The sequence below is a fragment of the Polynucleobacter yangtzensis genome, from assembly GCF_027924165.1.
Lineage (GTDB): Bacteria > Pseudomonadota > Gammaproteobacteria > Burkholderiales > Burkholderiaceae > Polynucleobacter > Polynucleobacter yangtzensis.
Map to the genome: position 1 here is coordinate 1153201 of NZ_AP026973.1, position 24693 is coordinate 1177893.

Annotated in this window: 1 protein-coding gene; it reads right to left on the reverse strand. The window is 48.7% G+C overall.

Annotated features, from left to right (window positions below; all coding sequences use genetic code 11):
- Window positions 1-43: 43 nt before the first annotated feature.
- On the reverse strand, window positions 44-24499 hold the full coding sequence (locus tag QMF28_RS05965) for a Calx-beta domain-containing protein (protein ID WP_281741686.1): 24456 nt from the start codon (window positions 24497-24499) through the stop codon (window positions 44-46).
- Between the last annotated feature and the right edge of the window lie 194 nt (window positions 24500-24693).

Consider the following 24693-nt stretch of genomic DNA (forward strand, 5'->3'; position numbering starts at 1 on the left):
TTTTAGACTTTGAACTCGAATTTGCACTTTTAGCCATAGTCTATTAGTGCCACAAGATCTTGTCTACGTTAGCAATCTCATGTGAAGTACCATCGGCCGTGGTAATAATGGCTAGATTTTCCGCGTTTTCACTAGAGAAAGTAATCTGCTTGTTAGCCGCATCCACGGTTGCTGTGCCGGATTTAATATGCACAGTCCAATCACCCGCTTCATTACTGTAACTATTAGTGAGTGAACCACCCTCTGCAAATATGGAGGCAGGTCCACCATGATCACTTGAAATATCAACCACGTCAGTCCAGCTGGCTCCATTGAGAGAGTCTGTCAATGATGCTCCGCCTGGATGGGTTCCTAGCGCATCCTCTACGCCAATATCTTTGCCATAAAGGGTGGCAACCTCATAATCTACACCACCAATGTTGACGGTAATGTTGGAATGGGTGCTAGTAGATCCGTCAGCGTCTATCGAAATGGTCGAATGCACACTAGTAGTTGGATTAAGAATAGAGGATAAATCAATGCGATCACGATCATCCGCACTGAAATGATCAACGATGATTGGAGCATCAGTAACGGATAGGATTTGATAGATGTCTTGGACGCCGTCAACACCCTGGTCGCCAACTGTGGTACCTACTGAGAAGCCAACGTCTTCAGCTATTCCGGTACTACCATCTGTCATGGTGTAAGTGGTTTGACCATAAACCGTGACATCACCATCAGCAGTGGTATGAATTACGCCATCCGAAGTTAAAGATAGGCTCACGATACCGCGGTCTGCCAGGGATAAAAACTCCCCAGCATCGACTACACCATCGCTATCGGCATCTTGCCAAACGCCAAACTGGTTAAATCCAGCATCTTTAGCATCAAAAACATTGTCATGATTGGTGTCATAGACTTTAGCAAGTCCTTGCAAGTCAGTCTCACCAGCTTGGGTAGCAAAACTGATTTGCAATTGATTATTAGGCAACTCTAATGCTAACAATCCGTCAGATGATGAAACCCAAGCAGTTGATTGCAATAAGTTCTGGCCAGTATAGTCATAAACTACCTGGGCATGTTGATTGAGATACTGAATACCATCTTGGTTCAGATCAATTGCAATTGGTGCAACAAGAGTGCCGTTGTAAGTGCCTTTTGTGATAGTTAGATTTCCTGAAGTGAGATCTATGGCTGTAATTGCCGTTACACCAACCAATTTAATCAGCACATCATTCGCAGTTACTCCTGCAGTACCATCAGAAATAAAGAGGTAGTAATCACCAGTGTTGTTTACTTTAAAGAAGGCAAACTCACCTACAGTATCTGTAGCCGTTGTGAATCGAGTGGCTATATCACTTAATGCATCTACCAATGTAGTACCCGAGCCAGATGCAAACGTAGCAATGCCAGTACTTACGTCGATTAAAGCCTCAGTAGCTGATGCAGTAGCACTGGAACCACCTATCGTCAATGATGAATTGAAATCAATCAAATCTCCAGTACCAACGGCTCCAATAGTGAAGTCTGCAACCTGATCAGCAGCAATATCTGTGGTACCACTATCACCCGTAGAGAAAATAAATCTATCTGAGCCAGCTCCACCAGTTAAGGAATCTGCTCCTACCCCACCAACCAAAACATCATTACCAGCAGCCCCAGATAAAGTATCGTTACCCACCCCACCCACAAGTAGATCATTACCAGAATTTCCAGTGATTGCATCATTGCCGGTATCACCAAATATAACTGCACCGCTAGTGCTTGCTGTTGTTAAAGTGTCATTACCTGCTGTACCAAGAACATTTGCCGTAACTCCAGTCAGGCTTGATGGTACGGCACTATCAAATAAATAGATATTCAATTTGCTACTCACTACATCACCATCAGCCTGCGTCAATTTATAGTTAATCGATTCAAAATTATTAATTCCTAAAGCGTTTGTTGGCGTGTAGGTATAAGCGCCATTCTGGTCAATTGCAAGGGAACCATATGACATAACTACAGTGGTAGCACCAGAAATATCGGCCCAGATTCCTGCTGCATTTTGGACTGACAAAACTGCACCTTCGCTACCTGATGCATCATTAGTGAGGATGTTGCCAACAGCATTTACTGCTGTGGCCTGAAACACTCTTATATTGTCAATATATGTCGATTTTGCACCACTACCACTCTCGTCAACTGATATGTACAGACGATAAAAACCAGCTTCAGTAACGGAGATACTGTTATTGAGTGAGGCACTATTACTTATCGTAGCGCCGGTAATTATGACTGGCGACCCCCATAAAGCATATGTGCCTCCAGAGCTAGATGCCCTAAATAACTGATAGGTGAAAGTATCTCCAGAATCCTGAAAATTTGATGATACTGATTCAAGGTCAAATATTACAGATGCAGGTTTTGAAACAGAGGCTGAATTGATTTGAAATTCAGGAGTAGCAACCTGTGTTGGGTTACCACCGTTCTCTGTGATCTTCAGGCTCCTATCTAACGCAGATGCTCCTCCGCCCGAAGAAACAACGGTAATCGAATCGCTGGAATTATCGAGGTTAGAAGTTATCCAAGATGCTTTATTTGCCACCGTCAAACTAGTAGCCGTTATTAAACTAGTTCCAACAATGGGGGTAAATGTTCCCTGGAAATTTTCTAAAATTGTTGTTGAGTTAACGCCCCCCAATGCTGCAAAATTTATATCATCAACTGCAACAGGATTGCTGCGATCAAGAATATTAATAGTGAATGTACTAGTTGATGTGTTGTAGCTAGAATTGATGCTTGCCCCTCCAGCATCGAACTTGGAGTCCTGAATTGTATAAGTGATAACAGAACTCAGATTATCTTTAGTATCTGTTGTAGTAGCCGTGAATGTGTAACTACCATCCTGACTAATTTGCAAACTACCACCTAGAATATTGAACGTTTGCGTAGGGGTGGCATCATTTAAAAGATAAGTTTGGCCTCCATATAGAACAGACACCAATTTATGAGTGCCATCCAACCATCCATCAGGACCAGCCTCTGCTTTTGCTTGCGCCAATAAATTATAGGAATACGAGGCAGTAGTCGGCGCTGGAGTTGCTGGGACTATAGAGGTCGTGAGAGTTGAAATATCACTTACCAGCGTAGCGTTAGTATTGCTAACTGTTGCTCCATTCCATGCAATTGGATCCAAATAAGTCGCACTTGAGGTTGTCATACCCTTGCCTATTGCAATAGCATTAGAAACTACTGCATTAGTATTTAGGTAATTTTTCCAAGACCACTCTTCCCCGGACTGAATACCTATATCTTGAGTCTCATAAGCAGATGAACCAACGGCCAGACTAAATGAGGTATTGCGTACACCAGCACTATCTTCAGTCGGTATGCCATCAGATAAGAAATATGAAACATTTTGAGCTGAGGTCTGGACTCCTGCAGCAGTATATTTAACCGTACTCATCACGGAATCAACCGCACGATCGTAGTTTGTATATCCGCCTGAAGATAATGCGTTAATCTCAGCTTTTGCGGTTACAGCATCTACCCAAACGCTACCGCTCTTATTGGCAGCAGTGGATGAAAATGAAACCACCTGGATGCTTACATTACCTAGACTTGCATATTTGTCTATTAGTGCGCTTGCAGCCTCTTTCGCATAAGCTAATCTAGTTTTAGAAGTGCCTGAATCAACTGTTCCCATACTTCCAGATACGTCGATCACGATAACTAAATTTGTATTAATAGACTGGCTTTGTGATGCTCCAGGGCTAGCTCCCTCAACAATATCTAAAACATATGGCTTGGCAATTGGTACTGCAGGATTAGTGTCATTATCAGTAATCGTGGTTGTAACTTGATTTGCATTGTATACAATTTTTTCATACGTACCTTCATTGCTGTATGTCCCAGAAATCAAGCTAACTTTGAAGGTTTCCCCAGAATCTTTTTGAGTGTCGTTAACCGAAGTGACTGAGAAAGTTGCTCCAATATCAACTTCCCTACGCATATCTGAGGTGTAATCAAAGCCAGGAGTTGCCGTATCCTGCTGATCGCCAACGGCAACAATGATCTTGCCTGTAGGTTGCGATGAAAGTGCCACTCCGAATCCATCTACTGCTATTACCTTATAGTATGCAGAGTTTCCTGGGCTTCCTGCCTCTTCAACCATGGAATTTGCTGATACATTTCCCATGACGACCCCTGTTGAGCTTACAGCTACTAATTTGAATGTATAGGCAACATCGTTATCAGAAAGATTTCCTGCGCCATAATTATCATTAGCCGTCTCGTCAATAATAGTTGCTGTGCCCGTAGAGCTATAAAGTGATCCATTTGTAAAGCTAGCGGTTAGCTTGAAGGTTTCATCCCCCTCGGCTAATACATCATCTGATATTCCAACCCTTACGAGAGCAAAGCCTGGAGAGGCGGAAGAAATCGTTGCTGTATTACCACTACTTAATGAACCCCAACTAGTTCCGTTATTGAGACTAATTTCCATTTTGGGAACATAGTCAGATTCTGCGAGCGCAGTAACACCAGAACCTATAGCATTAGACACATTAAATGTGATTGTCTGGTTGTTTGCGAGGCTAGACCAATTCACAATAAAAGTTGCGTAGTTTCCAGTTCCCTCATTCACCACAACGTCGGAGACAGTAATTGCATCGCCAATCGTAGTGGTGACTACTCCAGAATAAGCAATCTTTTCATACAAAGAGGCATTATTAAAGCTTGCGTCAACAAGCGACACATTCAAAGATTCGGAAGCTATCTCAGTTACTAAATCAGGAGTTGCATTAATTTGGAATACAGAACCAATGGTTGCTGTTGTTGTAGGCGTTGTATAGTCTGCAGCTGTTGTAGTGATATTAGTATATGAAATGCCAATTGTTCCAGTAACACCAGAGACGATGTTTCCAGCATCATTAAGTGCAACTACTTTGTAATACGCGGAACCACCCTCTAATGCCGAGTTACCAGTTCCTCCATTAATGATATTTCCAGAAGAATCGGTTGATACAAGTGTTAGGGTTATTTGATCGTTGTCATCATATGAAGAGGGGTCTGCTGGATCATCATTGGCAGTTTCATCGGTGATCGCGCTAGTAGCCACATTAGAGCCTGTAGCACCACCAGTAGAGATCGTGACTGCTTCATAAGCATCATTGCTAGCAACACTACTTAAGGTTGCAACCAGTGGCTCACTGCTCTCTTTAAAGTAGTCATCCGTTGGGGTGACGGTAAAGGTTTTAACCCCATTGGTCGCATCAATAGTGACCGTGCTTGGCAAGGCAGAAGTATCTGCTCCACCAGCAGCAGTACCAGACCAGCTTAGATTCAGGACCACACTCTTACCAGCCGGTAAGGTGACAGCGTTACCAGCACCATCGACTAAAGAGACGGTATAGGTAAGGTTGCCAGCGCCTTCGGCGATGGTTGATTGATCTACGCTAATCTTGGCATACACGCCATCGGTAGCAAGCGGACTAGCTTCATCGGTGATCGCGCTAGTAGCCACATTAGAGCCTGTAGCACCACCAGTAGAGATCGTGACTGCTTCATAAGCATCATTGCTAGCAACACTACTTAAGGTTGCAACCAGTGGCTCACTGCTCTCTTTAAAGTAGTCATCCGTTGGGGTGACGGTAAAGGTTTTAACCCCATTGGTCGCATCAATAGTGACCGTGCTTGGCAAGGCAGAAGTATCTGCTCCACCAGCAGCAGTACCAGACCAGCTTAGATTCAGGACCACACTCTTACCAGCCGGTAAGGTGACAGCGTTACCAGCACCATCGACTAAAGAGACGGTATAGGTAAGGTTGCCAGCGCCTTCGGCGATGGTTGATTGATCTACGCTAATCTTGGCATACACGCCATCGGTAGCAAGCGGACTAGCTTCATCGGTGATCGCGCTAGTAGCCACATTAGAGCCTGTAGCACCACCAGTAGAGATCGTGACTGCTTCATAAGCATCATTGCTAGCAACACTACTTAAGGTTGCAACCAGTGGCTCACTGCTCTCTTTAAAGTAGTCATCCGTTGGGGTGACGGTAAAGGTTTTAACCCCATTGGTCGCATCAATAGTGACCGTGCTTGGCAAGGCAGAAGTATCTGCTCCACCAGCAGCAGTACCAGACCAGCTTAGATTCAGGACCACACTCTTACCAGCCGGTAAGGTGACAGCGTTACCAGCACCATCGACTAAAGAGACGGTATAGGTAAGGTTGCCAGCGCCTTCGGCGATGGTTGATTGATCTACGCTAATCTTGGCATACACGCCATCGGTAGCAAGCGGACTAGCTTCATCGGTGATCGCGCTAGTAGCCACATTAGAGCCTGTAGCACCACCAGTAGAGATCGTGACTGCTTCATAAGCATCATTGCTAGCAACACTACTTAAGGTTGCAACCAGTGGCTCACTGCTCTCTTTAAAGTAGTCATCCGTTGGGGTGACGGTAAAGGTTTTAACCCCATTGGTCGCATCAATAGTGACCGTGCTTGGCAAGGCAGAAGTATCTGCTCCACCAGCAGCAGTACCAGACCAGCTTAGATTCAGGACCACACTCTTACCAGCCGGTAAGGTGACAGCGTTACCAGCACCATCGACTAAAGAGACGGTATAGGTAAGGTTGCCAGCGCCTTCGGCGATGGTTGATTGATCTACGCTAATCTTGGCATACACGCCATCGGTAGCAAGCGGACTAGCTTCATCGGTGATCGCGCTAGTAGCCACATTAGAGCCTGTAGCACCACCAGTAGAGATCGTGACTGCTTCATAAGCATCATTGCTAGCAACACTACTTAAGGTTGCAACCAGTGGCTCACTGCTCTCTTTAAAGTAGTCATCCGTTGGGGTGACGGTAAAGGTTTTAACCCCATTGGTCGCATCAATAGTGACCGTGCTTGGCAAGGCAGAAGTATCTGCTCCACCAGCAGCAGTACCAGACCAGCTTAGATTCAGGACCACACTCTTACCAGCCGGTAAGGTGACAGCGTTACCAGCACCATCGACTAAAGAGACGGTATAGGTAAGGTTGCCAGCGCCTTCGGCGATGGTTGATTGATCTACGCTAATCTTGGCATACACGCCATCGGTAGCAAGCGGACTAGCTTCATCGGTGATCGCGCTAGTAGCCACATTAGAGCCTGTAGCACCACCAGTAGAGATCGTGACTGCTTCATAAGCATCATTGCTAGCAACACTACTTAAGGTTGCAACCAGTGGCTCACTGCTCTCTTTAAAGTAGTCATCCGTTGGGGTGACGGTAAAGGTTTTAACCCCATTGGTCGCATCAATAGTGACCGTGCTTGGCAAGGCAGAAGTATCTGCTCCACCAGCAGCAGTACCAGACCAGCTTAGATTCAGGACCACACTCTTACCAGCCGGTAAGGTGACAGCGTTACCAGCACCATCGACTAAAGAGACGGTATAGGTAAGGTTGCCAGCGCCTTCGGCGATGGTTGATTGATCTACGCTAATCTTGGCATACACGCCATCGGTAGCAAGCGGACTAGCTTCATCGGTGATCGCGCTAGTAGCCACATTAGAGCCTGTAGCACCACCAGTAGAGATCGTGACTGCTTCATAAGCATCATTGCTAGCAACACTACTTAAGGTTGCAACCAGTGGCTCACTGCTCTCTTTAAAGTAGTCATCCGTTGGGGTGACGGTAAAGGTTTTAACCCCATTGGTCGCATCAATAGTGACCGTGCTTGGCAAGGCAGAAGTATCTGCTCCACCAGCAGCAGTACCAGACCAGCTTAGATTCAGGACCACACTCTTACCAGCCGGTAAGGTGACAGCGTTACCAGCACCATCGACTAAAGAGACGGTATAGGTAAGGTTGCCAGCGCCTTCGGCGATGGTTGATTGATCTACGCTAATCTTGGCATACACGCCATCGGTAGCAAGCGGACTAGCTTCATCGGTGATCGCGCTAGTAGCCACATTAGAGCCTGTAGCACCACCAGTAGAGATCGTGACTGCTTCATAAGCATCATTGCTAGCAACACTACTTAAGGTTGCAACCAGTGGCTCACTGCTCTCTTTAAAGTAGTCATCCGTTGGGGTGACGGTAAAGGTTTTAACCCCATTGGTCGCATCAATAGTGACCGTGCTTGGCAAGGCAGAAGTATCTGCTCCACCAGCAGCAGTACCAGACCAGCTTAGATTCAGGACCACACTCTTACCAGCCGGTAAGGTGACAGCGTTACCAGCACCATCGACTAAAGAGACGGTATAGGTAAGGTTGCCAGCGCCTTCGGCGATGGTTGATTGATCTACGCTAATCTTGGCATACACGCCATCGGTAGCAAGCGGACTAGCTTCATCGGTGATCGCGCTAGTAGCCACATTAGAGCCTGTAGCACCACCAGTAGAGATCGTGACTGCTTCATAAGCATCATTGCTAGCAACACTACTTAAGGTTGCAACCAGTGGCTCACTGCTCTCTTTAAAGTAGTCATCCGTTGGGGTGACGGTAAAGGTTTTAACCCCATTGGTCGCATCAATAGTGACCGTGCTTGGCAAGGCAGAAGTATCTGCTCCACCAGCAGCAGTACCAGACCAGCTTAGATTCAGGACCACACTCTTACCAGCCGGTAAGGTGACAGCGTTACCAGCACCATCGACTAAAGAGACGGTATAGGTAAGGTTGCCAGCGCCTTCGGCGATGGTTGATTGATCTACGCTAATCTTGGCATACACGCCATCGGTAGCAAGCGGACTAGCTTCATCGGTGATCGCGCTAGTAGCCACATTAGAGCCTGTAGCACCACCAGTAGAGATCGTGACTGCTTCATAAGCATCATTGCTAGCAACACTACTTAAGGTTGCAACCAGTGGCTCACTGCTCTCTTTAAAGTAGTCATCCGTTGGGGTGACGGTAAAGGTTTTAACCCCATTGGTCGCATCAATAGTGACCGTGCTTGGCAAGGCAGAAGTATCTGCTCCACCAGCAGCAGTACCAGACCAGCTTAGATTCAGGACCACACTCTTACCAGCCGGTAAGGTGACAGCGTTACCAGCACCATCGACTAAAGAGACGGTATAGGTAAGGTTGCCAGCGCCTTCGGCGATGGTTGATTGATCTACGCTAATCTTGGCATACACGCCATCGGTAGCAAGCGGACTAGCTTCATCGGTGATCGCGCTAGTAGCCACATTAGAGCCTGTAGCACCACCAGTAGAGATCGTGACTGCTTCATAAGCATCATTGCTAGCAACACTACTTAAGGTTGCAACCAGTGGCTCACTGCTCTCTTTAAAGTAGTCATCCGTTGGGGTGACGGTAAAGGTTTTAACCCCATTGGTCGCATCAATAGTGACCGTGCTTGGCAAGGCAGAAGTATCTGCTCCACCAGCAGCAGTACCAGACCAGCTTAGATTCAGGACCACACTCTTACCAGCCGGTAAGGTGACAGCGTTACCAGCACCATCGACTAAAGAGACGGTATAGGTAAGGTTGCCAGCGCCTTCGGCGATGGTTGATTGATCTACGCTAATCTTGGCATACACGCCATCGGTAGCAAGCGGACTAGCTTCATCGGTGATCGCGCTAGTAGCCACATTAGAGCCTGTAGCACCACCAGTAGAGATCGTGACTGCTTCATAAGCATCATTGCTAGCAACACTACTTAAGGTTGCAACCAGTGGCTCACTGCTCTCTTTAAAGTAGTCATCCGTTGGGGTGACGGTAAAGGTTTTAACCCCATTGGTCGCATCAATAGTGACCGTGCTTGGCAAGGCAGAAGTATCTGCTCCACCAGCAGCAGTACCAGACCAGCTTAGATTCAGGACCACACTCTTACCAGCCGGTAAGGTGACAGCGTTACCAGCACCATCGACTAAAGAGACGGTATAGGTAAGGTTGCCAGCGCCTTCGGCGATGGTTGATTGATCTACGCTAATCTTGGCATACACGCCATCGGTAGCAAGCGGACTAGCTTCATCGGTGATCGCGCTAGTAGCCACATTAGAGCCTGTAGCACCACCAGTAGAGATCGTGACTGCTTCATAAGCATCATTGCTAGCAACACTACTTAAGGTTGCAACCAGTGGCTCACTGCTCTCTTTAAAGTAGTCATCCGTTGGGGTGACGGTAAAGGTTTTAACCCCATTGGTCGCATCAATAGTGACCGTGCTTGGCAAGGCAGAAGTATCTGCTCCACCAGCAGCAGTACCAGACCAGCTTAGATTCAGGACCACACTCTTACCAGCCGGTAAGGTGACAGCGTTACCAGCACCATCGACTAAAGAGACGGTATAGGTAAGGTTGCCAGCGCCTTCGGCGATGGTTGATTGATCTACGCTAATCTTGGCATACACGCCATCGGTAGCAAGCGGACTAGCTTCATCGGTGATCGCGCTAGTAGCCACATTAGAGCCTGTAGCACCACCAGTAGAGATCGTGACTGCTTCATAAGCATCATTGCTAGCAACACTACTTAAGGTTGCAACCAGTGGCTCACTGCTCTCTTTAAAGTAGTCATCCGTTGGGGTGACGGTAAAGGTTTTAACCCCATTGGTCGCATCAATAGTGACCGTGCTTGGCAAGGCAGAAGTATCTGCTCCACCAGCAGCAGTACCAGACCAGCTTAGATTCAGGACCACACTCTTACCAGCCGGTAAGGTGACAGCGTTACCAGCACCATCGACTAAAGAGACGGTATAGGTAAGGTTGCCAGCGCCTTCGGCGATGGTTGATTGATCTACGCTAATCTTGGCATACACGCCATCGGTAGCAAGCGGACTAGCTTCATCGGTGATCGCGCTAGTAGCCACATTAGAGCCTGTAGCACCACCAGTAGAGATCGTGACTGCTTCATAAGCATCATTGCTAGCAACACTACTTAAGGTTGCAACCAGTGGCTCACTGCTCTCTTTAAAGTAGTCATCCGTTGGGGTGACGGTAAAGGTTTTAACCCCATTGGTCGCATCAATAGTGACCGTGCTTGGCAAGGCAGAAGTATCTGCTCCACCAGCAGCAGTACCAGACCAGCTTAGATTCAGGACCACACTCTTACCAGCCGGTAAGGTGACAGCGTTACCAGCACCATCGACTAAAGAGACGGTATAGGTAAGGTTGCCAGCGCCTTCGGCGATGGTTGATTGATCTACGCTAATCTTGGCATACACGCCATCGGTAGCAAGCGGACTAGCTTCATCGGTGATCGCGCTAGTAGCCACATTAGAGCCTGTAGCACCACCAGTAGAGATCGTGACTGCTTCATAAGCATCATTGCTAGCAACACTACTTAAGGTTGCAACCAGTGGCTCACTGCTCTCTTTAAAGTAGTCATCCGTTGGGGTGACGGTAAAGGTTTTAACCCCATTGGTCGCATCAATAGTGACCGTGCTTGGCAAGGCAGAAGTATCTGCTCCACCAGCAGCAGTACCAGACCAGCTTAGATTCAGGACCACACTCTTACCAGCCGGTAAGGTGACAGCGTTACCAGCACCATCGACTAAAGAGACGGTATAGGTAAGGTTGCCAGCGCCTTCGGCGATGGTTGATTGATCTACGCTAATCTTGGCATACACGCCATCGGTAGCAAGCGGACTAGCTTCATCGGTGATCGCGCTAGTAGCCACATTAGAGCCTGTAGCACCACCAGTAGAGATCGTGACTGCTTCATAAGCATCATTGCTAGCAACACTACTTAAGGTTGCAACCAGTGGCTCACTGCTCTCTTTAAAGTAGTCATCCGTTGGGGTGACGGTAAAGGTTTTAACCCCATTGGTCGCATCAATAGTGACCGTGCTTGGCAAGGCAGAAGTATCTGCTCCACCAGCAGCAGTACCAGACCAGCTTAGATTCAGGACCACACTCTTACCAGCCGGTAAGGTGACAGCGTTACCAGCACCATCGACTAAAGAGACGGTATAGGTAAGGTTGCCAGCGCCTTCGGCGATGGTTGATTGATCTACGCTAATCTTGGCATACACGCCATCGGTAGCAAGCGGACTAGCTTCATCGGTGATCGCGCTAGTAGCCACATTAGAGCCTGTAGCACCACCAGTAGAGATCGTGACTGCTTCATAAGCATCATTGCTAGCAACACTACTTAAGGTTGCAACCAGTGGCTCACTGCTCTCTTTAAAGTAGTCATCCGTTGGGGTGACGGTAAAGGTTTTAACCCCATTGGTCGCATCAATAGTGACCGTGCTTGGCAAGGCAGAAGTATCTGCTCCACCAGCAGCAGTACCAGACCAGCTTAGATTCAGGACCACACTCTTACCAGCCGGTAAGGTGACAGCGTTACCAGCACCATCGACTAAAGAGACGGTATAGGTAAGGTTGCCAGCGCCTTCGGCGATGGTTGATTGATCTACGCTAATCTTGGCATACACGCCATCGGTAGCAAGCGGACTAGCTTCATCGGTGATCGCGCTAGTAGCCACATTAGAGCCTGTAGCACCACCAGTAGAGATCGTGACTGCTTCATAAGCATCATTGCTAGCAACACTACTTAAGGTTGCAACCAGTGGCTCACTGCTCTCTTTAAAGTAGTCATCCGTTGGGGTGACGGTAAAGGTTTTAACCCCATTGGTCGCATCAATAGTGACCGTGCTTGGCAAGGCAGAAGTATCTGCTCCACCAGCAGCAGTACCAGACCAGCTTAGATTCAGGACCACACTCTTACCAGCCGGTAAGGTGACAGCGTTACCAGCACCATCGACTAAAGAGACGGTATAGGTAAGGTTGCCAGCGCCTTCGGCGATGGTTGATTGATCTACGCTAATCTTGGCATACACGCCATCGGTAGCAAGCGGACTAGCTTCATCGGTGATCGCGCTAGTAGCCACATTAGAGCCTGTAGCACCACCAGTAGAGATCGTGACTGCTTCATAAGCATCATTGCTAGCAACACTACTTAAGGTTGCAACCAGTGGCTCACTGCTCTCTTTAAAGTAGTCATCCGTTGGGGTGACGGTAAAGGTTTTAACCCCATTGGTCGCATCAATAGTGACCGTGCTTGGCAAGGCAGAAGTATCTGCTCCACCAGCAGCAGTACCAGACCAGCTTAGATTCAGGACCACACTCTTACCAGCCGGTAAGGTGACAGCGTTACCAGCACCATCGACTAAAGAGACGGTATAGGTAAGGTTGCCAGCGCCTTCGGCGATGGTTGATTGATCTACGCTAATCTTGGCATACACGCCATCGGTAGCAAGCGGACTAGCTTCATCGGTGATCGCGCTAGTAGCCACATTAGAGCCTGTAGCACCACCAGTAGAGATCGTGACTGCTTCATAAGCATCATTGCTAGCAACACTACTTAAGGTTGCAACCAGTGGCTCACTGCTCTCTTTAAAGTAGTCATCCGTTGGGGTGACGGTAAAGGTTTTAACCCCATTGGTCGCATCAATAGTGACCGTGCTTGGCAAGGCAGAAGTATCTGCTCCACCAGCAGCAGTACCAGACCAGCTTAGATTCAGGACCACACTCTTACCAGCCGGTAAGGTGACAGCGTTACCAGCACCATCGACTAAAGAGACGGTATAGGTAAGGTTGCCAGCGCCTTCGGCGATGGTTGATTGATCTACGCTAATCTTGGCATACACGCCATCGGTAGCAAGCGGACTAGCTTCATCGGTGATCGCGCTAGTAGCCACATTAGAGCCTGTAGCACCACCAGTAGAGATCGTGACTGCTTCATAAGCATCATTGCTAGCAACACTACTTAAGGTTGCAACCAGTGGCTCACTGCTCTCTTTAAAGTAGTCATCCGTTGGGGTGACGGTAAAGGTTTTAACCCCATTGGTCGCATCAATAGTGACCGTGCTTGGCAAGGCAGAAGTATCTGCTCCACCAGCAGCAGTACCAGACCAGCTTAGATTCAGGACCACACTCTTACCAGCCGGTAAGGTGACAGCGTTACCAGCACCATCGACTAAAGAGACGGTATAGGTAAGGTTGCCAGCGCCTTCGGCGATGGTTGATTGATCTACGCTAATCTTGGCATACACGCCATCGGTAGCAAGCGGACTAGCTTCATCGGTGATCGCGCTAGTAGCCACATTAGAGCCTGTAGCACCACCAGTAGAGATCGTGACTGCTTCATAAGCATCATTGCTAGCAACACTACTTAAGGTTGCAACCAGTGGCTCACTGCTCTCTTTAAAGTAGTCATCCGTTGGGGTGACGGTAAAGGTTTTAACCCCATTGGTCGCATCAATAGTGACCGTGCTTGGCAAGGCAGAAGTATCTGCTCCACCAGCAGCAGTACCAGACCAGCTTAGATTCAGGACCACACTCTTACCAGCCGGTAAGGTGACAGCGTTACCAGCACCATCGACTAAAGAGACGGTATAGGTAAGGTTGCCAGCGCCTTCGGCGATGGTTGATTGATCTACGCTAATCTTGGCATACACGCCATCGGTAGCAAGCGGACTAGCTTCATCGGTGATCGCGCTAGTAGCCACATTAGAGCCTGTAGCACCACCAGTAGAGATCGTGACTGCTTCATAAGCATCATTGCTAGCAACACTACTTAAGGTTGCAACCAGTGGCTCACTGCTCTCTTTAAAGTAGTCATCCGTTGGGGTGACGGTAAAGGTTTTAACCCCATTGGTCGCATCAATAGTGACCGTGCTTGGCAAGGCAGAAGTATCTGCTCCACCAGCAGCAGTACCAGACCAGCTTAGATTCAGGACCACACTCTTACCAGCCGGTAAGGTGACAGCGTTACCAGCACCATCGACTAAAGAGACGGTATAGGTAAGGTTGCCAGCGCCTTCGGCGATGGTTGATTGATCTACGCTAATCTTGGCATACACGCCATCGGTAGCAAGCGGACTAGCTTCATCGGTGATCGCGCTAGTAGCCACATTAGAGCCTGTAGCACCACCAGTAGAGATCGTGACTGCTTCATAAGCATCATTGCTAGCAACACTACTTAAGGTTGCAACCAGTGGCTCACTGCTCTCTTTAAAGTAGTCATCCGTTGGGGTGACGGTAAAGGTTTTAACCCCATTGGTCGCATCAATAGTGACCGTGCTTGGCAAGGCAGAAGTATCTGCTCCACCAGCAGCAGTACCAGACCAGCTTAGATTCAGGACCACACTCTTACCAGCCGGTAAGGTGACAGCGTTACCAGCACCATCGACTAAAGAGACGGTATAGGTAAGGTTGCCAGCGCCTTCGGCGATGGTTGATTGATCTACGCTAATCTTGGCATACACGCCATCGGTAGCAAGCGGACTAGCTTCATCGGTGATCGCGCTAGTAGCCACATTAGAGCCTGTAGCACCACCAGTAGAGATCGTGACTGCTTCATAAGCATCATTGCTAGCAACACTACTTAAGGTTGCAACCAGTGGCTCACTGCTCTCTTTAAAGTAGTCATCCGTTGGGGTGACGGTAAAGGTTTTAACCCCATTGGTCGCATCAATAGTGACCGTGCTTGGCAAGGCAGAAGTATCTGCTCCACCAGCAGCAGTACCAGACCAGCTTAGATTCAGGACCACACTCTTACCAGCCGGTAAGGTGACAGCGTTACCAGCACCATCGACTAAAGAGACGGTATAGGTAAGGTTGCCAGCGCCTTCGGCGATGGTTGATTGATCTACGCTAATCTTGGCATACACGCCATCGGTAGCAAGCGGACTAGCTTCATCGGTGATCGCGCTAGTAGCCACATTAGAGCCTGTAGCACCACCAGTAGAGATCGTGACTGCTTCATAAGCATCATTGCTAGCAACACTACTTAAGGTTGCAACCAGTGGCTCACTGCTCTCTTTAAAGTAGTCATCCGTTGGGGTGACGGTAAAGGTTTTAACCCCATTGGTCGCATCAATAGTGACCGTGCTTGGCAAGGCAGAAGTATCTGCTCCACCAGCAGCAGTACCAGACCAGCTTAGATTCAGGACCACACTCTTACCAGCCGGTAAGGTGACAGCGTTACCAGCACCATCGACTAAAGAGACGGTATAGGTAAGGTTGCCAGCGCCTTCGGCGATGGTTGATTGATCTACGCTAATCTTGGCATACACGCCATCGGTAGCAAGCGGACTAGCTTCATCGGTGATCGCGCTAGTAGCCACATTAGAGCCTGTAGCACCACCAGTAGAGATCGTGACTGCTTCATAAGCATCATTGCTAGCAACACTACTTAAGGTTGCAACCAGTGGCTCACTGCTCTCTTTAAAGTAGTCATCCGTTGGGGTGACGGTAAAGGTTTTAACCCCATTGGTCGCATCAATAGTGACCGTGCTTGGCAAGGCAGAAGTATCTGCTCCACCAGCAGCAGTACCAGACCAGCTTAGATTCAGGACCACACTCTTACCAGCCGGTAAGGTGACAGCGTTACCAGCACCATCGACTAAAGAGACGGTATAGGTAAGGTTGCCAGCGCCTTCGGCGATGGTTGATTGATCTACGCTAATCTTGGCATACACGCCATCGGTAGCAAGCGGACTAGCTTCATCGGTGATCGCGCTAGTAGCCACATTAGAGCCTGTAGCACCACCAGTAGAGATCGTGACTGCTTCATAAGCATCATTGCTAGCAACACTACTTAAGGTTGCAACCAGTGGCTCACTGCTCTCTTTAAAGTAGTCATCCGTTGGGGTGACGGTAAAGGTTTTAACCCCATTGGTCGCATCAATAGTGACCGTGCTTGGCAAGGCAGAAGTATCTGCTCCACCAGCAGCAGTACCAGACCAGCTTAGATTCAGGACCACACTCTTACCAGCCGGTAAGGTGACAGCGTTACCAGCACCATCGACTAAAGAGACGGTATAGGTAAGGTTGCCAGCGCCTTCGGCGATGGTTGATTGATCTACGCTAATCTTGGCATACACGCCATCGGTAGCAAGCGGACTAGCTTCATCGGTGATCGCGCTAGTAGCCACATTAGAGCCTGTAGCACCACCAGTAGAGATCGTGACTGCTTCATAAGCATCATTGCTAGCAACACTACTTAAGGTTGCAACCAGTGGCTCACTGCTCTCTTTAAAGTAGTCATCCGTTGGGGTGACGGTAAAGGTTTTAACCCCATTGGTCGCATCAATAGTGACCGTGCTTGGCAAGGCAGAAGTATCTGCTCCACCAGCAGCAGTACCAGACCAGCTTAGATTCAGGACCACACTCTTACCAGCCGGTAAGGTGACAGCGTTACCAGCACCATCGACTAAAGAGACGGTATAGGTAAGGTTGCCAGCGCCTTCGGCGATGGTTGATTGATCTACGCTAATCTTGGCATACACGCCATCGGTAGCAAGCGGACTAGCTTCATCGGTGATCGCGCTAGTAGCCACATTAGAGCCTGTAGCACCACCAGTAGAGATCGTGACTGCTTCATAAGCATCATTGCTAGCAACACTACTTAAGGTTGCAACCAGTGGCTCACTGCTCTCTTTAAAGTAGTCATCCGTTGGGGTGACGGTAAAGGTTTTAACCCCATTGGTCGCATCAATAGTGACCGTGCTTGGCAAGGCAGAAGTATCTGCTCCACCAGCAGCAGTACCAGACCAGCTTAGATTCAGGACCACACTCTTACCAGCCGGTAAGGTGACAGCGTTACCAGCACCATCGACTAAAGAGACGGTATAGGTAAGGTTGCCAGCGCCTTCGGCGATGGTTGATTGATCTACGCTAATCTTGGCATACACGCCATCGGTAGCAAGCGGACTAGCTTCATCGGTGATCGCGCTAGTAGCCACATTAGAGCCTGTAGCACCACCAGTAGAGATCGTGACTGCTTCATAAGCATCATTGCTAGCAACACTACTTAAGGTTGCAACCAGTGGCTCACTGCTCTCTTTAAAGTAGTCATCCGTTGGGGTGACGGTAAAGGTTTTAACCCCATTGGTCGCATCAATAGTGACCGTGCTTGGCAAGGCAGAAGTATCTGCTCCACCAGCAGCAGTACCAGACCAGCTTAGATTCAGGACCACACTCTTACCAGCCGGTAAGGTGACAGCGTTACCAGCACCATCGACTAAAGAGACGGTATAGGTAAGGTTGCCAGCGCCTTCGGCGATGGTTGATTGATCTACGCTAATCTTGGCATACACGCCATCGGTAGCAAGCGGACTAGCTTCATCGGTGATCGCGCTAGTAGCCACATTAGAGCCTGTAGCACCACCAGTAGAGATCGTGACTGCTTCATAAGCATCATTGCTAGCAACACTACTTAAGGTTGCAACCAGTGGCTCACTGCTCTCTTTAAAGTAGTCATCCGTTGGGGTGACGGTAAAGGTTTTAACCCCATTGGTCGCATCAATAGTGACCGTGCTTGGCAAGGCAGAAGTATCTGCTCCACCAGCAGCAGTACCAGACCAGCTTAGATTCAGGACCACACTCTTACCAGCCGGTAAGGTGACAGCGTTACCAGCACCATCGACTAAAGAGACGGTATAGGTAAGGTTGCCAGCGCCTTCGGCGATGGTTGATTGATCTACGCTAATCTTGGCATACACGCCATCGGTAGCAAGCGGACTAGCTTCATCGGTGATCGCGCTAGTAGCCACATTAGAGCCTGTAGCACCACCAGTAGAGATCGTGACTGCTTCATAAGCATCATTGCTAGCAACACTACTTAAGGTTGCAACCAGTGGCTCACTGCTCTCTTTAAAGTAGTCATCCGTTGGGGTGACGGTAAAGGTTTTAACCCCATTGGTCGCATCAATAGTGACCGTGCTTGGCAAGGCAGAAGTATCTGCTCCACCAGCAGCAGTACCAGACCAGCTTAGATTCAGGACCACACTCTTACCAGCCGGTAAGGTGACAGCGTTACCAGCACCATCGACTAAAGAGACGGTATAGGTAAGGTTGCCAGCGCCTTCGGCGATGGTTGATTGATCTACGCTAATCTTGGCATACACGCCATCGGTAGCAAGCGGACTAGCTTCATCGGTGATCGCGCTAGTAGCCACATTAGAGCCTGTAGCACCACCAGTAGAGATCGTGACTGCTTCATAAGCATCATTGCTAGCAACACTACTTAAGGTTGCAACCAGTGGCTCACTGCTCTCTTTAAAGTAGTCATCCGTTGGGGTGACGGTAAAGGTTTTAACCCCATTGGTCGCATCAATAGTGACCGTGCTTGGCAAGGCAGAAGTATCTGCTCCACCAGCAGCAGTACCAGACCAGCTTAGATTCAGGACCACACTCTTACCAGCCGGTAAGGTGACAGCGTTACCAGCACCATCGACTAAAGAGACGGTATAGGTAAGGTTGCCAGCGCCTTCGGCGATGGTTGATTGATCTACGCTAATCTTGGCATACACGCCATCGGTAGCAAGCGGACTAGCTTCATCGGTGATCGCGCTAGTAGCCACATTAGAGCCTGTAGCACCACCAGTAGAGATCGTGACTGCTTCATAAGCATCATTGCTAGCAACACTACTTAAGGTTGCAACCAGTGGCTCACTGCTCTCTTTAAAGTAGTCATCCGTTGGGGTGACGGTAAAGGTTTTAACCCCATTGGTCGCATCAATAGTGACCGTGCTTGGCAAGGCAGAAGTATCTGCTCCACCAGCAGCAGTACCAGACCAGCTTAGATTCAGGACCACACTCTTACCAGCCGGTAAGGTGACAGCGTTACCAGCACCATCGACTAAAGAGACGGTATAGGTAAGGTTGCCAGCGCCTTCGGCGATGGTTGATTGATCTACGCTAATCTTGGCATACACGCCATCGGTAGCAAGCGGACTAGCTTCATCGGTGATCGCGCTAGTAGCCACATTAGAGCCTGTAGCACCACCAGTAGAGATCGTGACTGCTTCATAAGCATCATTGCTAGCAACACTACTTAAGGTTGCAACCAGTGGCTCACTGCTCTCTTTAAAGTAGTCATCCGTTGGGGTGACGGTAAAGGTTTTAACCCCATTGGTCGCATCAATAGTGACCGTGCTTGGCAAGGCAGAAGTATCTGCTCCACCAGCAGCAGTACCAGACCAGCTTAGATTCAGGACCACACTCTTACCAGCCGGTAAGGTGACAGCGTTACCAGCACCATCGACTAAAGAGACGGTATAGGTAAGGTTGCCAGCGCCTTCGGCGATGGTTGATTGATCTACGCTAATCTTGGCATACACGCCATCGGTAGCAAGCGGACTAGCTTCATCGGTGATCGCGCTAGTAGCCACATTAGAGCCTGTAGCACCACCAGTAGAGATCGTGACTGCTTCATAAGCATCATTGCTAGCAACACTACTTAAGGTTGCAACCAGTGGCTCACTGCTCTCTTTAAAGTAGTCATCCGTTGGGGTGACGGTAAAGGTTTTAACCCCATTGGTCGCATCAATAGTGACCGTGCTTGGCAAGGCAGAAGTATCTGCTCCACCAGCAGCAGTACCAGACCAGCTTAGATTCAGGACCACACTCTTACCAGCCGGTAAGGTGACAGCGTTACCAGCACCATCGACTAAAGAGACGGTATAGGTAAGGTTGCCAGCGCCTTCGGCGATGGTTGATTGATCTACGCTAATCTTGGCATACACGCCATCGGTAGCAAGCGGACTAGCTTCATCGGTGATCGCGCTAGTAGCCACATTAGAGCCTGTAGCACCACCAGTAGAGATCGTGACTGCTTCATAAGCATCATTGCTAGCAACACTACTTAAGGTTGCAACCAGTGGCTCACTGCTCTCTTTAAAGTAGTCATCCGTTGGGGTGACGGTAAAGGTTTTAACCCCATTGGTCGCATCAATAGTGACCGTGCTTGGCAAGGCAGAAGTATCTGCTCCACCAGCAGCAGTACCAGACCAGCTTAGATTCAGGACCACACTCTTACCAGCCGGTAAGGTGACAGCGTTACCAGCACCATCGACTAAAGAGACGGTATAGGTAAGGTTGCCAGCGCCTTCGGCGATGGTTGATTGATCTACGCTAATCTTGGCATACACGCCATCGGTAGCAAGCGGACTAGCTTCATCGGTGATCGCGCTAGTAGCCACATTAGAGCCTGTAGCACCACCAGTAGAGATCGTGACTGCTTCATAAGCATCATTGCTAGCAACACTACTTAAGGTTGCAACCAGTGGCTCACTGCTCTCTTTAAAGTAGTCATCCGTTGGGGTGACGGTAAAGGTTTTAACCCCATTGGTCGCATCAATAGTGACCGTGCTTGGCAAGGCAGAAGTATCTGCTCCACCAGCAGCAGTACCAGACCAGCTTAGATTCAGGACCACACTCTTACCAGCCGGTAAGGTGACAGCGTTACCAGCACCATCGACTAAAGAGACGGTATAGGTAAGGTTGCCAGCGCCTTCGGCGATGGTTGATTGATCTACGCTAATCTTGGCATACACGCCATCGGTAGCAAGCGGACTAGCTTCATCGGTGATCGCGCTAGTAGCCACATTAGAGCCTGTAGCACCACCAGTAGAGATCGTGACTGCTTCATAAGCATCATTGCTAGCAACACTACTTAAGGTTGCAACCAGTGGCTCACTGCTCTCTTTAAAGTAGTCATCCGTTGGGGTGACGGTAAAGGTTTTAACCCCATTGGTCGCATCAATAGTGACCGTGCTTGGCAAGGCAGAAGTATCTGCTCCACCAGCAGCAGTACCAGACCAGCTTAGATTCAGGACCACACTCTTACCAGCCGGTAAGGTGACAGCGTTACCAGCACCATCGACTAAAGAGACGGTATAGGTAAGGTTGCCAGCGCCTTCGGCGATGGTTGATTGATCTACGCTAATCTTGGCATACACGCCATCGGTAGCAAGCGGACTAGCTTCATCGGTGATCGCGCTAGTAGCCACATTAGAGCCTGTAGCACCACCAGTAGAGATCGTGACTGCTTCATAAGCATCATTGCTAGCAACACTACTTAAGGTTGCAACCAGTGGCTCACTGCTCTCTTTAAAGTAGTCATCCGTTGGGGTGACGGTAAAGGTTTTAACCCCATTGGTCGCATCAATAGTGACCGTGCTTGGCAAGGCAGAAGTATCTGCTCCACCAGCAGCAGTACCAGACCAGCTTAGATTCAGGACCACACTCTTACCAGCCGGTAAGGTGACAGCGTTACCAGCACCATCGACTAAAGAGACGGTATAGGTAAGGTTGCCAGCGCCTTCGGCGATGGTTGATTGATCTACGCTAATCTTGGCATACACGCCATCGGTAGCAAGCGGACTAGCTTCATCGGTGATCGCGCTAGTAGCCACATTAGAGCCTGTAGCACCACCAGTAGAGATCGTGACTGCTTCATAAGCATCATTGCTAGCAACACTACTTAAGGTTGCAACCAGTGGCTCACTGCTCTCTTTAAAGTAGTCATCCGTTGGGGTGACGGTAAAGGTTTTAACCCCATTGGTCGCATCAATAGTGACCGTGCTTGGCAAGGCAGAAGTATCTGCTCCACCAGCAGCAGTACCAGACCAGCTTAGATTCAGGACCACACTCTTACCAGCCGGTAAGGTGACAGCGTTACCAGCACCATCGACTAAAGAGACGGTATAGGTAAGGTTGCCAGCGCCTTCGGCGATGGTTGATTGATCTACGCTAATCTTGGCATACACGCCATCGGTAGCAAGCGGACTAGCTTCATCGGTGATCGCGCTAGTAGCGCTAGCGGAGCCAAGAGCGCCAGATGCAATACCAGTGCTCTCAAATACACTATTAGCATCGGTTATGCCCGTGATGGTAGCGACTAGGGGTTCGCTACCCTCTTTAAAGTAGTCATCCGTTGGGGTGACGGTAAAGGTTTTCGTAGAAGTGCCAGCTACAAGGGTGACACTACTTGGTAAAGATGAGGTATCAGCGCCACCAGCTGCTGTGCCAGTCCAATTCAATAGCACATCAATTGCGTGATCAGTTGGCAAAGTCACTGCAGTGCCGGAAGCATCAACCAAGCTAACGGTATAAGTGAGCGTACCGCCTTCAGCCACACTAGCAGCATCAACAGTAATCTTGGCATAAACCACATCACTGTCATCAGTAATGCTGGTGGAGACTGGAGTGGTATTGACCTGCAAGTTTTCAAACTCGCTACCGGTCGCACCCTTCACCGCAGTAATAGCGTTAGTAACTACATCAGCGCTTTCATTAAAGACGTCATCGCGGTTTACTGGTACATCGATATAACCGCTGGCACTATTAGCCGCAATCGTGACATCGCCTTGGGTAGTGCTAATCACTACGCCATCATGACCAGTAACTGCCAAGCCATCTGCATTGCTCAACGTGACGGTGTAACGGATGGAACCACCATCTTCGCCAGTAGTTGGAGTCGCGCTTAAGGTTGCGGTCACCACATCACTGTCATCAGTAATGCTGGTGGAGACTGGAGTGGTATTGACCTGCAAGTTTTCAAACTCGCTACCGGTCGTACCCTTCACCGCAGTAATAGCGTTAGTAACTACATCAGCGCTTTCATTAAAGACGTCATCGCGGTTTACTGGTACATCGATATAACCGCTGGCACTATTAGCCGCAATCGTGACATCGCCTTGGGTAGTGCTAATCACTACGCCATCATGACCAGTAACTGCCAAGCCATCTGCATTGCTCAACGTGACGGTGTAACGGATGGAACCACCATCTTCGCCAGTAGTTGGAGTCGCGCTTAAGGTTGCGGTCACCACATCAGCCACTGGAGTAACTGAAATATTCAGCGTCGACTGCTTTTCAGTATTTGTTGTGTAGCCAATTGTTGGTACTACACCATTCCAATTGGGTTCAGGTGTAAAGAGATAGGCGCCATTAGGTGCAATAGTGACGCTTCCGACGCCCGTTATTAATGCTATTTGACCCGGAGTGTAGGTAACGCCGTTTACGCTAAAACTAGTTACAGATAGGGCAGAATCGACATCACTATCGTTATTTAATAAATTACCAGCTGCCGTTGAATCTTCTGGGATAGTTTGTGCATCTGGGGCTAGGATGCTTGGCTTATTTACCTTAGGCTCCTCAGGGATGAATTGAGGCTGAGGAGTAATCAGATTTTGCACCTGCGGCGTAATGCTAGGAGGCGCAGGTTCTGCTCTAGGTGCAGGATCTACTGGTTGCGAAGACGATGAAGGATTGGGTTGCGATGTGGGTGATGATGGATTGGCTGGCGATGCCGCGGCAGGAGTGCCCGCTGGCGCTTGCCCAGCACGAGGTATTCCGCCACCGCCTGTAGGGCCTTGATTACCACTGTTGCCACCCGATGTATTTACTCCGGGAGCTGTTTCAGGAGGAGTTTCGCCTTGGGTACCTTGGCCATTGGCCTGAACAGTTAGGGTTAAATTCACAGCATCAGCTTTTAGGGTGCTGAGGTCCTCAGTAATCTTACCGCCCTGATCACTAGATGTATTTGATATAGCTCCCTTATCGAGATCTTCTGTTGTTACTTGCGACTCTACTTCGACAACTTTGTTATTAGGATTCTTGGGCTCGTTGAATAAACTGGGATTATCTGGATTTGGTGTTGGTGGTGATGAAATGGGTGCATCACCTTTTACCTCGCCATTTTGCGTAATGGGAGACTGTTCAGCTGCACTGGGTTGCTGCAAGGAAGTCATGTTGTCAAGATGCTGAGCATCATTGACTTGTTGAGGAGTTAATCCATTACTTGGTTTTTCAGCCATGACTTCTTTTCCATAGAAAATTTAGGGTGCAATTACCCTGTATGTCATGACTTTATTGGTATACATGTACCAATGTAAGACTGATATTGGTTATATAACCACGGTTATATATAAGTAATATATTAAGTGAATGAATTGCCTTTAATGGGTGATTTTAACTAAACAGACCCTTTAAAGCGTATCTCTTAGAGTTA